Origin of the sequence: Klebsiella sp. B345 (genome assembly GCF_051131735.1) — a bacterium.
Classification (GTDB): Bacteria; Pseudomonadota; Gammaproteobacteria; order Enterobacterales; family Enterobacteriaceae; genus Klebsiella.
Genome location: NZ_CP180443.1, coordinates 1,993,232 through 2,006,919, shown reverse-complemented (window position 1 = coordinate 2,006,919; position 13,688 = coordinate 1,993,232). Strand labels below are relative to the sequence as shown.

Annotated in this window: 8 protein-coding genes; all 8 read left to right on the top strand. The window is 58.8% G+C overall.

All coding sequences use genetic code 11. The features are described from left to right. The first annotated feature begins 136 nt into the window (after positions 1–136). A complete protein-coding gene (locus ACMYSO_RS09305) occupies positions 137–604 on the top strand; it encodes a prepilin peptidase-dependent protein (protein ID WP_434670257.1) in 468 nt (155 codons plus the stop codon). Continuing rightward, entirely contained in the window at positions 595–1,158 is a 564-nt protein-coding gene (locus ACMYSO_RS09300) for a prepilin peptidase-dependent protein (protein WP_434670255.1), read from the top strand. The genes ACMYSO_RS09305 and ACMYSO_RS09300 overlap by 10 nt, the downstream gene beginning before the upstream one ends. Next, positions 1,155–1,562 carry a DUF2509 family protein gene (locus tag ACMYSO_RS09295; RefSeq protein ID WP_434670254.1) on the top strand — a complete coding sequence of 136 codons (408 nt, stop codon included), beginning with the start codon at positions 1,155–1,157 and terminating at the stop codon, positions 1,560–1,562. Before ACMYSO_RS09300 ends, ACMYSO_RS09295 begins: the two co-directional genes overlap by 4 nt. Continuing rightward, complete coding sequence (locus ACMYSO_RS09290; protein WP_434670253.1) at positions 1,547–1,870, top strand: prepilin-type N-terminal cleavage/methylation domain-containing protein; 324 nt, start codon at positions 1,547–1,549, stop codon at positions 1,868–1,870. The genes ACMYSO_RS09295 and ACMYSO_RS09290 overlap by 16 nt, the downstream gene beginning before the upstream one ends. 12 nt (positions 1,871–1,882) lie before the next feature. Then, positions 1,883–5,254 carry an exodeoxyribonuclease V subunit gamma gene (recC, locus tag ACMYSO_RS09285; RefSeq protein WP_434670251.1) on the top strand — a complete coding sequence of 1,124 codons (3,372 nt, stop codon included), beginning with the start codon at positions 1,883–1,885 and terminating at the stop codon, positions 5,252–5,254. 121 nt (positions 5,255–5,375) lie between these two features. After that, positions 5,376–8,261 carry a pitrilysin gene (gene ptrA, locus ACMYSO_RS09280; protein WP_434670249.1) on the top strand — a complete coding sequence of 962 codons (2,886 nt, stop codon included), beginning with the start codon at positions 5,376–5,378 and terminating at the stop codon, positions 8,259–8,261. Then, entirely contained in the window at positions 8,258–11,803 is a 3,546-nt protein-coding gene (recB, locus tag ACMYSO_RS09275; protein WP_434670247.1) for an exodeoxyribonuclease V subunit beta, read from the top strand. The genes ptrA and recB overlap by 4 nt, the downstream gene beginning before the upstream one ends. Then, positions 11,800–13,638, top strand: a complete 1,839-nt coding sequence (gene recD / locus ACMYSO_RS09270) for an exodeoxyribonuclease V subunit alpha (RefSeq protein ID WP_434670245.1) — start codon at positions 11,800–11,802, stop codon at positions 13,636–13,638. Before recB ends, recD begins: the two co-directional genes overlap by 4 nt. The last annotated feature ends 50 nt before the right edge of the window (positions 13,639–13,688 follow it).

Below are 13,688 nucleotides of genomic sequence, written 5' to 3'. Positions count from 1 at the left end.
CGGTTTTTTTTGTGTCATGAATAACTCTTCCAGATTTCCCGCAACGCGCTGCAAATGTTGATTCTTGCTTCGGCGCGCCACGCGAATCGCTCTTTTTCCTGTCGTTCCGGTGCCGCAACTTCCCCATACTTGCGCCATGAACAGACAACGCGGCTACACCCTCATTGAAACGCTGATAACGCTGGCTCTGATGTTAATCCTTAGCGCTGGCGCGCTGTACGGTTGGCAGAGTTGGCAGCAGCAACAGCGATTATGGCAAACGGCTAATCAGGTGCGCGATTACCTGGTGCTGCTGCGCGATGATGCCAACTGGCATAACCGCAACCGCCTGCTGAGCGTAGTCCAGCACGCCGATGGCTGGTGCCTGAGCGCCATGGAGGCTACTGCGAATTGTACGCCAGCCACCCCGTTTATATTACTGCCGCGCTGGCCAGAAGTATCGCTCAGCCATATCACGCCGGGCCTTGGCTTTTATGGGCTACGCAATAGCGCCTGGGCCGGTCACATCCGGCTGCAAAGCGCGGGCGGCAGTTGGAACATTATTGTCTCCAACTGGGGGCGCATTCGTCTGTGCCGCAATGAAGAGACCGCATCATGCCTGTGATCTCCCGTGGGTTCTCACTGGCTGAGACGCTCATCGCCATGGCCATCAGCGCCATTTTGCTGACCGGTGCCTCGCGTTTTTTACCTGCGCTGCAACGACAGGTACTGTGCCAGACGCAGCAACAGTCGCTGGATGACGAACTGTGGCAGCGCCTTTATACGGTAGCTAAACATCTACAACGGGCAGGGTATTGCCGTGGGAAGTGTGCGGGGGAGCCACTGCTGCTCCTCAGCAACGGCCACTGCATCATCGTCCGCTGGGACAGCAATAGCAACGGCGTATGGGATACCACGCCGGAGGCAACTTCCGATGCCACCGGTTTTCGTCTGAGTAACGGCGCGCTAGAAACCCGACGCGGGGTGGCCAACTGTTCTGGCGGCGGTTGGGAAAAAATGACCAATCCCGCGGCAATCAACGTGACGCAATTTCAGGTGACCCGTCAGGAGATTACCGGCTTTGCGCCAGAGCTTAGCGTGATCCTGGCCGCACATTCGACTGCGGACCCGCGAATGACGTCCCACGCGGAGTACCGCGTGACGGGATATAACCTATGAGTCGCCAGCAGGGGTTCTCGTCACTGCTAATGGTGCTTTTGCTACTGGTACTCGGTAGTACCTTGCTACAAGGGTTGAATCAGCGTCAGCGGGCATTACTGGCGCAAACTGCCGAAGAAACCCGAGCCATCCGGGAAACCGCCGGGGCGCACTCCGCTCTGCAGTGGGGAAAAGCGCAGTCGTGGTCGATAGATAATCCCGTGGCCTGTCTGCACGCCGGCAATGATGGCTGGCGCGCCTGTTTGCGTATCTTTAGCGATGCCTCCGTGCTGCTGATAGCCAGCGGCGGCAGCATCTTGTTATGGCAATCTGGGTGGGTTGAAAAGGGGACGGTGCAGTTTTCACCCCACGGCTGGAGCGACTTTTGCCCGCTGACGGAGGTTGAGTTATGCCAAATACCCTGAGTCGGGAGAACGGTTTTAGCCTGCCGGAAACGCTGTTGGCGATGGTACTGCTGATGATGGTGGTGACCGCACTTGGCGGCTATCAGCGTGGGTTAGCCAACGGTTTTATTCAATTAAATCAGTATCGCCAGCTGTGGCGTGATGCGTGGCGCTATGGTCAACTGAACCCTCCTGCCATCTCGGGCGGCAGGGCTGTCAGCCGTTTGCAGACATCGGCGGCAAGATGTGTCAGCATCACGGTAACGATCACCATGCCCGTTGAAAAACGGGTGCAGATGACCCGGCTGCATTGTCCGGTAAGCCAGTAGTCAGGAGCGAATATGTTAAGGGTGTACCACTCAAACCGTCTGGATGTTCTTGAAGCGTTGATGGAGTTTATCGTCGAGCGCCAGCGGCTGGACGACCCTTTCAAACCGGAGATGGTACTGGTGCAAAGTACCGGTATGGCGCAGTGGCTCCAGATGACCCTGGCAAAACGATTTGGCATTGCGGCCAATATCGACTTTCCGCTGCCAGCCAGCTTTATCTGGGACATGTTTGTTCGCGTACTGGCGGATATCCCCGGCGAAAGCGCCTTTAATAAACAGAGCATGAGCTGGAAGCTCATGACTTTACTGCCCCAGCGGTTGGACGATGACGCTTTTACGCTGCTGCGCCACTATCTGAGCGACGACAGCGATAAGCGCAAGCTGTTCCAGCTCGCCTCGAGGGTGGCAGACCTCTATGACCAGTATCTGGTCTATCGCCCGGAATGGCTGATGCGCTGGGAGGCTGACGAACGTGTTGATGGCCTTGGCGATGCGCAGCAGTGGCAGGCACCGCTGTGGAAAGCGTTGGTCGAACACACCGCCGGGCTGGGGCAGGAATCCTGGCACCGTGCGAATTTGTACCAGCGTTTTATCAGCACCCTGGAAGCGGCAGACGAGCCACCGGCCGGGCTACCTTCACGGGTCTTTATCTGCGGTATTTCGGCGCTGCCGCCGGTCTATCTGCAGGCGCTACAGGCGCTGGGCAAGCATGTGGATGTCTACGTGCTGTTTACCAACCCTTGCCGCTACTACTGGGGCGATATTAAAGACCCGGCTTTTCTGGCGAAGCTGATGTCGCGCCAGCGACGTCATCATCGCGAATCACGGGAGCTGCCGCTGTTCCGCGATGCTGAACAGGCGCCGGGGTTGTTTAACGACGCCGGGGAACAGGATGTCGGCAACCCGCTGTTGGCTTCCTGGGGCAAGCTGGGGCGGGACTATATCTATCTGCTGGCCGGGCTGGAGCGCTATGAAGAACTGGATGCCTTCGTCGATATCACGCCGGATAACCTGCTGCACAATATACAGGCCGATATTCTCGATCTGCGCAATGCGGCGGTGGCCGGGCGTAACGCCGAAGAGTTTGCCCGCAGTGACAGCAAGCGCAGGCTGGCTCTGGACGATCGTAGTTTGACTATTCAGGTGTGCCATAGCCCGCAGCGCGAAGTAGAAGTCCTGCACGACCGGCTGCTGGCGATGCTCGAAGAGGACCCGACCCTGACGCCGCGCGATATTATCGTGATGGTGGCGGATATCGACAGCTACAGCCCCTACATTCAGGCGGTATTCGGCAGCGCCAGCGGCGAACGCTGGTTGCCGTGGGCGATTTCCGACCGCCGCGCCCGTGAATCGCACCCGGCGCTGCAGGCGTTTATTACGCTGCTGTCGCTACCCGACAGCCGCTTTGCCAGTGAAGATGTCCTGGCTCTGCTGGATGTACCGGTCCTTGCCGCCCGCTTTAGCATTGACGAAGCGGGACTACGCTACCTGCGTCAGTGGGTTAACGAGTCCGGCGTACGCTGGGGAATGGACGACGATAACGTGCGTGAGCTGGATCTGCCCGCCACCGGGCAACATACCTGGCGTTTTGGTCTGACGCGTATGCTGCTGGGCTATGCGATGGACAGCAGCCAGGGCGAGTGGCAATCGGTTTTACCGTATGACGAATCCAGCGGGCTGATTGCCGAACTGGTCGGCAATCTGGCTTCACTGCTGATGAAGCTCAACCAGTGGCGCCACACGCTGGCGCAGGAGCGCCCGCTGGCCGAATGGCTACCGCTGTGTCGCGAATTGCTAGACGACTTTTTCCTGCCTGATAGCGACACGGAAGCCGCTCTGGCGCTGATCGAGCAGCAGTGGCAGACGGTCATTAGCGAAGGTGTTCAGGCGCAATATGCGCAGAGTGTTCCCTTGTCATTACTTCGTGATGAACTGGCCCAGCGCCTGGACCAACAGCGCATCAGCCAGCGTTTCCTCGCCGGACCGGTCAACATCTGCACCCTGATGCCGATGCGTTCGATCCCGTTCAAAGTGGTATGCCTGCTGGGAATGAACGACGGCATCTATCCGCGCACGCTGGCGCCGCTGGGCTTCGATTTAATGAGCCAGAAGCCGCAGCGGGGCGATCGCAGCCGTCGTGATGACGACCGCTATCTGTTCCTCGAGGCCCTGATGTCTGCCGAACAGACCTTATATATCAGCTATATCGGCCGCTCGATTCAGGATAATAGCGAACGTTACCCGTCGGTACTGGTACAAGAGCTGGCGGACTATATTGGCCAGAGTCACTGCCTGGAAGGTGATGAAGCGCTGGATTGCGACGCCAGCGAGCGGCGGGTCAAAGCGCACATCACCCATCTGCATACCAGGATGCCCTTCGATGCAGCCAATTTCCTCGACGATGAACATCGAAGCTATGCCCGGGAATGGCTGGCAGCTGCCAGCCAGCAAGGGGAGGCGCACAGTGACTTTATCCAGCCGCTGCCGGCGCCGCCCATTGACACCCTGCCGTTTGAGCAGCTGTTGCGCTTCTGGCAGCACCCGGTCCGGGCCTTTTTCCAGCAACGCCTGCGGGTTAACTTCCGCTCTGAAGAGAGCGATATCCCCGATGATGAACCCTTTACCCTGGAAGGGCTTAGCCGCTATCAGCTGAATCAACAGCTGCTGAATACCTTGATTGAACAACAGGATGCCGTAACGATGTATCGCCGTTTCCGGGCTGCGGGCGAGCTACCATTCGGTGCTTTTGGCGAGCTGGCCTGGGAGACGCAGCGTCAGGAGATGCAGAACCTTGCGGAGCGGGTTATTGCCAGCCGCCAGCCGGGGCAGAGCGTGGAAATCGATCTGCAATGTCACGGCGTTAACATTACGGGCTGGCTGCAGCAGGTACAATCGGACGGCCTGTTACGCTGGCGGCCTTCGCTGCTGAGCGTGGCGCAGGGGATGCAACTTTGGCTGGAACACCTTGTCTACTGTGCTGGTGGCGGAACCGGCGAAAGTCGGCTGTTGGTGCGAAAAGAAGGCGAGTGGCGTTTCCCACCGCTGGCGCAAGAACAGGCAAAGGCATATCTTGATGAACTGGTAGCGGGTTACCTGCAAGGCATGTCCAGACCGCTACTGCTGCTGCCTGAAAGCGGCGGCGCATGGCTAAAAGTCTGTTATGACGCTGAAAAGGATGTCATGTTAACGGACGAAGAGACACAACAAAAAGCGCGGAGTAAATTTCTTCAGGCCTATGAAGGCAATATGGTGGTCAGCGGTGAAGGTACCGATGTCTGGTATCAACGCCTGTGGCGCACTCTTGAACCGGAATACTATGACGAAATTATTACCCAAACACAGCGTTACCTGTTGCCGATATTTCGTTTCCATCAGTCCGAATAAATTGTAATAGTATAAAAATTGCGCAGATCAAGGTGTTCAATTATCATGCGCAACCAATCACGGACTGATGTGCACCGCGCCGATGCAACCGGCGCAAATTTGTTAATGATGAGGTTCGTGAATGCCCCGCAGTGTATGGTTCAAGGTTATTTTAGTGCTGGCGGCCCTTTGGGCGCCGTTAAGTCAGGCAGATACCGGATGGCAACCGATTCAGGACACTATCCGCAAAAGTGAAAAAGATCCCCGGCAGTATCAGGCAATTCGTCTGGATAATGGCATGGTGGTTCTGCTGGTTTCCGATCCGCAGGCGGTGAAATCGCTGTCTGCGCTGGTGGTGCCCGTGGGATCGTTGCAGGATCCCGTCGAACACCAGGGGCTGGCGCATTTCCTTGAGCACATGACGCTGATGGGCTCGCAAAAATACCCGCAGCCTGACAGCCTCGCCGAATTCCTCAAAATGCACGGCGGCAGTCATAACGCCAGTACCGCGCCTTATCGCACGGCGTTCTATCTTGAAGTCGAGAACGATGCGCTGGACGGTGCGGTCGATCGCCTGGCGGATGCCATCGCGGCCCCGTTGCTGGATAAAAAATATTCCGACCGCGAGCGCAACGCTGTCAATGCCGAGCTGACCATGGCGCGGACCCGGGACGGGATGCGTATGGCGCAGGTCAGTGCCGAAACTATTAACCCGGCTCACCCGGCATCACATTTTTCCGGTGGTAACCTCGACACGCTCAGCGACAAGCCCGGTAAACCGGTGCTCGAGGCCCTGCATGCTTTCCGTGATAGCTGGTACTCCGCGAACCTGATGAAAGCGGTGATTTACAGCAATAAACCGCTGCCGGAGCTGGCGAGTATCGCGGCTAATACCTATGGCCGGGTTCCCAACCACAATATCAGCAAACCGGAGATCACCGTTCCGGTGGTGACCGATGCGCAAAAGGGCATCATCATCCACTACGTCCCGGCGATGCCGCGTAAAGTGCTGCGCATTGAATTCCGTATTGATAACAATAGCGACCAGTTCCGCAGTAAAACCGACGAGCTGGTAACCTACATGATAGGGAACCGTAGCCCGGGGACCTTATCCGACTGGTTGCAGCAGCAAGGCCTGGTAGAAGGCATTCGTGCAGACTCCGACCCGGCGGTGAATGGCAACAGCGGCGTACTGGCGATTTCCGCGACCCTGACGGATAAAGGCCTGGCAAACCGCGATGAAGTCGCCGCGGCGATCTTCAGCTACCTTAACCTGCTGCGGAGTCAGGGCATCGACAAACGTTATTTCGATGAGCTGTCCCACGTTCTGGCGCTCGATTTTCGCTATCCCTCGATCAACCGCGATATGGACTATGTTGAATGGCTGGCGGATACCATGATCCGCGTGCCGGTAGAGCATACGCTGGACGTGGTGAATATTGCCGACCGGTACGACCCGCAGGCGATTAAAGACCGGCTGGCGATGATGACGCCGCAAAACGCCCGCGTCTGGTATATCAGCCCGCAGGAACCGCATAACAAAACCGCTTATTTTGTGAATGCGCCCTATCAGGTCGACAAGATTGGCACCCAGACCTTTAGCGACTGGCAGCAGAAGGCGAGCGCTATCGGCCTGAAACTGCCGGTGCTGAACCCCTATATTCCTGACGATTTTACGCTGATCAAAAGCGACAAAGCGTACCCGCATCCGCAGCTGATCGTGGATGAGCCGACACTGCGCGTGGTCTATGCGCCAAGCCAGTACTTCGCCAGTGAACCGAAGGCCGATGTCTCGCTGGTGCTGCGCAATCCGCAGGCCATGGATAGCGCCCGCAGTCAGGTGATGTTCGCCCTGAATGATTATCTGGCGGGTATCGCGCTCGACCAGCTCAGTAATCAGGCGGCGGTAGGCGGAATCAGTTTCTCTACTGGTGCCAATAACGGATTAATGGTCAATGCCAATGGCTACACCCAGCGTCTGCCGCAGCTGTTTACTGCGCTGCTGGATGGTTACTTCAGCTACACGCCAACCGAGGAACAGCTGGAGCAGGCGAAATCCTGGTACGCGCAGATGATGGACTCGGCGGAGAAAGGGAAAGCGTACGACATGGCGATTATGCCGGTGCAGATGCTGTCTCAGGTACCTTATTTCCAGCGGGAAGAGCGTCGTGGGCTTCTGCCATCTATCACTCTGAAAGAGGTGCTGGCCTACCGGGATAACCTGAAAGCCAAAGGGCGACCGGAGCTGATGGTCATCGGTAATCTCAGCGCCGAGCAGTCCACCGCTATGGCGCGCCAAATCCAGCAACAGCTGGGGGCCGATGGCAACGAGTGGTGTCGGAACAAAGATGTGCTGATCAACAGCCAACAGCTGGCGATTTTTGAAAAAGCCGGTAACAGCACCGACTCGGCGCTGGCCGCCGTCTTTGCGCCGCCGAATGTCGATGAGTACAGCAGTTCCGCTGCCAGCTCCCTGCTCGGGCAGATTATCCAGCCGTGGTTCTATACCCAACTGCGTACCGAAGAGCAGCTTGGATACGCGGTCTTTGCCTTCCCGATGAACATCGGTCGCCAGTGGGGGATGGGCTTCCTGTTGCAAAGCAGCGATAAACAGCCGGCGTTCCTCTGGCAGCGCTTTAAGGCCTTTTTCCCCACGGCTGAAGCCAAACTGCGGGCCATGAGTCCGGCTGAGTTTGCGCAAATCCAGCAGGCGGTGATTGGTCAGATGACTCAGGCGCCGCAAACCCTCGGCGGGGAAGCCTCGCAGCTGAGCAAAGATTTCGATCGCGGTAATATGCGTTTCGATTCACGTGATAAAGTAGTGGCTCAGATAAAACTGCTGACGCCGCAAAAACTTGCCGACTTCTTCCATCAGACGGTGGTGGATCCGCAAGGCATGGCGATATTGTCCCAGGTCTCCGGCAGCCAGAATGGCAAGACCGATTACGTCCACCCTGATGGTGGCAAAGTCTGGGAAAACGTCAGCGCATTGCAGAAATCCTTACCCCTGATGCGAGAGAACGAATGACCGAAACCGCCGAGCCTCTGAATCCTCTGCGCTTGCCCTTAACGGGCGAGCGCCTGATAGAAGCCTCTGCGGGCACCGGAAAAACCTTTACCATCGCCGCACTCTACCTGCGGCTGTTGCTGGGACTCGGCGGTGAATCCGCCTTTCCCCGGGCGGTCAGCGTGGAAGAGCTGCTGGTGGTGACCTTCACCGAGGCGGCCACCGAAGAACTCCGTGGCCGTATCCGCAGCAATATCCATGACCTGCGCATTGCCTGCTTGCGTGAAAGCACGACCGATCCCCTCTATGCTGCGCTGCTGACCGAAATCCCGGACAAAACCCAGGCGGCGAACACGCTGCTGCTGGCAGAACGGCAGATGGATGAAGCGGCGGTGTTCACCATTCACGGCTTCTGCCAACGGATGCTCAGCCTGAATGCCTTTGAATCAGGCATGTTGTTCGAACAGCAGCTGATCGAAGATGAATCCCGACTGCGCTACCAGGCCTGTGCCGACTTCTGGCGCCGCCACTGTTACCCGCTGCCGCGCGACATTGCCGCGGTGATCCACGAGGCATGGAAAGGCCCGCGCGATCTGTTGAAATCTCTCGATCGCTGGTTACAGGGCGAAGCCCCGCAGCTTAAATCCCCACCTGCGGCAGAAGAGACGCTGGCTGAACGTCATCAGCAAATCATCACCCGCATCAATGCGCTGAAAGCGCAGTGGCGCGAGCAGGTAGGCGAGATTGACGGCGTGCTGGAGAGTTCCGGTATTGACCGACGCAAGTTCAATCGTGGCAATCAGGGTAAATGGATCGACAAGATCAACGCCTGGGCCCAGGAGGAGACGCTAAGCTACCTGCTGCCCGACGCGCTGGAGAAATTCTCTCAGCCCTTCCTGTATGAACGCACCAAGGCTGACGGCGACCCGCCGGTGCATCCGCTGTTTAGCGCGGTGGAACAGCTGCTGGCCTCTCCGCTGACGCTGACGGATCTGGTGATTGCCAGGGCGATGGTGGAGATCCGCGACGCCGTGGCGCGGGAAAAACGTCGCCGCGGCGAGCTGGGTTTTGACGACATGCTCAGCCGGTTGGATGATGCGCTGCATAGCGAAAGCGGAGACGCGCTGGCCAGCGCTATCCGCCAGCGTTTCCCGGTGGCGATGATCGATGAATTCCAGGATACCGATCCGCAGCAGTATCGCATTTTCCGCCGCATCTGGCGGCACCAGCCGGAGACGGCGCTGCTGTTGATCGGCGATCCCAAACAGGCCATCTATGCCTTCCGCGGGGCGGATATTTTCACCTATATGAAAGCCCGTGGTGACGTTGCGGCTCACTATACGCTGGATACCAACTGGCGTTCTGCCCCCGGGATGGTGGGCAGCGTTAACCGCCTGTTTGGCCTCAGCGACAACCCTTTTATGTTCCGGGAAATCCCCTTTTTGCCGGTCAAAGCGGCCGGGAAGAATCACGGATTGCGGTTTACCGTGGATAACGCCGCGGTGCCGGCGATGAACATCTGGCTGATGCCGGGGGAGGCCGTCGGGGCAGGCGAGTATCAGGCGTATATGGCGCAACTGTGCGCGGCGCAAATTCGTGACTGGTTAAGCGCCGGTCAGCAGGGAAGTGCACTGCTCTGGCGCGGCGAAGATGCCCGGCCGGTCCAGGCCTCGGATATGACGGTGCTGGTGCGTAACCGCCAGGAAGCCTCGTTGATCCGGGATGCCTTGCGGGCGCTGGCGATCCCGTCGGTATACCTCTCGAACCGCGACAGCGTGTTTGAAACCCCGGAAGCGCAGGAGATATTGTGGATCCTGCAGGCGGTGCTGGCCCCGGAGCGCGAAAATACACTGCGTAGCGCGCTGGCGACATCGGTCTTTGGCCTGAACGCGCTGGATATTGAGAGCCTTAATCAGGACGAACGCGCGTGGGATGCGCTGGTTGAGGAGTTCAGCGAATATCGACAAATCTGGCGCCAGCGTGGCGTCATGCCGATGCTGCGGGCGCTCATGAGCGCGCGGAAAATTGCGGAAAACCTGCTGGTGACGGTCGGCGGCGAGCGCCGGTTAACGGATATTCTGCATATCAGCGAACTGCTTCAGGAAGCGGCCAGTCAACTGGAGAGCGAACATGCGCTGGTCCGTTGGTTGACGCAGCATATCGCCGAACCGGACAGCAATGCCTCAAGCCAGCAGATGCGCCTGGAGAGCGACAAGCACCTGGTGCAAATCGTCACTGTGCATAAATCGAAAGGTCTGGAATACCCGTTGGTCTGGCTGCCGTTTATCGCGCGTTTTCGTAAGCAGGATCAGGCGTTTTATCACGACCGTGACTCCTTTGCCGCGGTACTTGACCTCGACGAGAACGAAGGCAGTCTGGAGCTGGCGGAAGCGGAGCGCCTGGCGGAGGACTTACGTCTGCTGTACGTCGCGCTGACTCGTGCGGTCTGGCACTGCAGTCTCGGCGTCGCGCCGCTCAGTACCCGCCGTAGCGACAAACCTGGCGCCAGTGATTTTCACCAAAGCGCCCTGGGACGCCTGTTGCAGAGCGGCGAAGCGATGGATGCCGCCGGGCTGACGGCGCGTCTGCAGGCTTTATGCTGCGAAGATATTGCGCTGCAAACCCCGGCGGCGCTGGACCCAACGCCCTGGCAGGCGCCGCAGGAGTCGTTGCCGCCGCTGTCAGCGAGATTCCTGGCGCGCCAGGTGACGGACGACTGGCGCGTCACCAGCTATTCCGGGTTACAGCAACATGGTCATAGCCAGGCCCAGGATCTGCTGCCTCGTCTTGACGTCGATGCCGCTGGCGTTGGTGAGGTGGCCGACGATCCACAGCTCACTCCGCATCAGTTCCCACGTGGCGCATCGCCGGGAACCTTCCTGCACAGCCTGTTTGAAGACCTCGATTTTACCCAGCCGGTGCCGGCTGAGTGGATGGCGGCACAGCTGCAGTCCGGCGGTTTCGGCGAACAGTGGACGCCGGTCCTGACCCAGTGGCTGGACGACGTACTGCGTACGCCGTTGCCGGGCGCCGGTATTGCGCTAAATCAGCTTAGCGCGGGCGATAAACAGGTGGAGATGGCATTCTACTTGCCCATTGAACAGCCTCTGGACCCGCAGCGGCTGGATGCCTTGATTCGCCGCTACGATCCCCTCTCCGTCGATTGCCCACCGCTGGATTTCCGCCAGGTTCGCGGCATGTTAAAAGGCTTTATTGACCTCGTGTTCCGCCATAACGGCCGCTACTACCTGCTGGATTACAAATCGAACTGGCTGGGACCCGACCGCGAGGCCTACACCCGTCAGGCGATGGAGCAGGCCATGCGCGGGCATCGCTACGATTTGCAGTACCAGCTTTATAGCCTGGCGCTGCACCGCTATTTGCGCCACCGCATTGCTGACTACCAATATGAACACCATTTCGGTGGCGTGATTTATCTCTTTTTGCGCGGCATGGATGGCCAGGGCGGCGAACAGGGGATATTTACCACCCGTCCCGTTCAGCCACTGATTGAAGGCCTGGATGCGCTGTTTGCCGGAGACGTTCAGGAGAACATGTCATGACAATGGATGAACTGTTGCTGGAAGCGGCAAATCAACGGGTATTGCGCCCGCTAGACGTGCAGTTCGCGCTGATGGTGGCCCACGATGCGCATCCGGCGGTGAAACTGGCGGCTGCGGTGCTGAGTCGTGATGCCGGAGAAGGCCATGTTTGTCTGCCAGTGTCGCGCTTGTGCTCAGCGGAATTTCTGAGTGGTAAAGCCAGCGAGATGCGCGAGCAACTGCTGGCGCTGGCGGGATCGCCGGATGACTGGCCGGCGCTGCTGCTGGCATCACCTGCGGTTAGCGTCGGCGATCGCCCAACGCCGATGATCCTCTGCGGCGAACGGCTCTATCTCAATCGCATGTGGCGAAATGAGCTGACCGTGGCCCATTTCTTTACCGATGCGAACGAGGTTATCGAGGTGGACGATGCCCAGCTGGCCGCCACGCTGGATGCCCTGTTCCCGACAAGCGATGAGACCGACTGGCAAAAAGTCGCCGCTGCGGTTGCGTTGACCCGCCGTATATCGGTGATTTCAGGCGGCCCCGGTACCGGAAAAACCACCACCGTCGCCAGGCTGCTGGCGGCGTTGATTCAGACCACTCGCCAGCCCCGTTGTCGTATCCGTTTGGCGGCCCCGACCGGGAAAGCCGCCGCCAGATTAACCGAATCGCTGGGGGAAGCGCTGCGTCGTCTCCCGCTGAGCGATGAACAAAAAGCGCTGCTGCCCAGCGAGGCCAGTACGCTGCACCGTCTGCTGGGCGCCCAGCCTGGCAGCCAACGTCTGCGTTATCACGCCGGTAACCCGTTGCATCTGGACGTGCTGGTCGTGGATGAGGCCTCAATGATTGACCTGCCGATGATGGCGCGACTGATTGACGCGTTGCCGGAACACGGGCGGGTTATTTTCCTCGGCGACCGCGATCAGCTGGCGTCGGTAGAGGCCGGGGCGGTGCTTGGCGATATCTGTGCCTGGGTGAATGCCGGCTATACCGCCGGGCGTGCAGCGCAGCTGACGAAACTGACCGGCTATCCGCTGCCTGCCGGCGAAGGTGAGGTTGCCGGTGCGCTGCGCGACAGCCTGTGCCTGCTGCAAAAAAGCTATCGTTTTGGTCGTCATTCCGGGATCGGCAATCTGGCGCGTGCGGTGAATAATGGCGATCGTCAGGGGGTCAGGGCGACGTTACGCCAGCCGTTTGACGATATCGTTTTGCATCCGCTAAGCACCACCGAGGAGTACTCTGCGATGCTCGCCCAGTCTCAGGATGGGTATAGCCGCTATTTACAGCTGCTGCGTGAACGGGCGGAGCCCGAAGCGCTGCTCGCCGCTTTCGCGGAGTTCCAGCTGCTGTGCGCCCTGCGTGATGGCCCATATGGCGTTAGCGGCGTCAATGAGCAGCTAGAGCAACGGCTAAACCGCAACCGGGCGATTTCGTTGCTGCGCCATTCGCGTTGGTACGAAGGACGGCCGGTGATGATTTCGCGCAACGATAGTGCATTAGGGCTGTTTAATGGCGATATCGGCATTGCGCTGGAACGAGGGGAAGGGCTGCGGGTCTGGTTCCCGATGCCGGATGGCAGTATCAAGTCGGTACAGCCGAGTCGTTTGCCAGAGCATGACACCGCGTGGGCGATGACGGTGCATAAATCACAAGGTTCAGAGTTTGATCATGCGGCACTGATTCTGCCAGCGAAGAGCGTCCCGCTGGTGACCCGCGAGCTGGTCTATACCGCGATCACCCGCGCAAAACAGCGTTTATCGATGTATGCCGACGAGCAGGTACTGCTCCAGGCCATCGTTGCCCGCACCGAGCGGCGCAGTGGGCTGGCGGATATCTTCGCCAGTCATCAATAGTCGGCAGTAGCCCGGATACGGCGTTTACGTCGTTATCCGGGAAGGTTGCT

Excerpts from the sequence above, each read along its gene's own strand:
- ACMYSO_RS09305 (WP_434670257.1), top strand. The coding sequence starts at position 137 with ATGAACAGACAACGCGGCTACACCCTCATTGAAACGCTGATAACGCTG.
- ACMYSO_RS09300 (WP_434670255.1), top strand. The coding sequence starts at position 595 with ATGCCTGTGATCTCCCGTGGGTTCTCACTGGCTGAGACGCTCATCGCC.
- ACMYSO_RS09295 (WP_434670254.1), top strand. The coding sequence starts at position 1,155 with ATGAGTCGCCAGCAGGGGTTCTCGTCACTGCTAATGGTGCTTTTGCTA.
- ACMYSO_RS09290 (WP_434670253.1), top strand. The coding sequence starts at position 1,547 with ATGCCAAATACCCTGAGTCGGGAGAACGGTTTTAGCCTGCCGGAAACG.
- recC (WP_434670251.1), top strand. The coding sequence starts at position 1,883 with ATGTTAAGGGTGTACCACTCAAACCGTCTGGATGTTCTTGAAGCGTTG.
- ptrA (WP_434670249.1), top strand. The coding sequence starts at position 5,376 with ATGCCCCGCAGTGTATGGTTCAAGGTTATTTTAGTGCTGGCGGCCCTT.
- recB (WP_434670247.1), top strand. The coding sequence starts at position 8,258 with ATGACCGAAACCGCCGAGCCTCTGAATCCTCTGCGCTTGCCCTTAACG.
- recD (WP_434670245.1), top strand. The coding sequence starts at position 11,800 with ATGACAATGGATGAACTGTTGCTGGAAGCGGCAAATCAACGGGTATTG.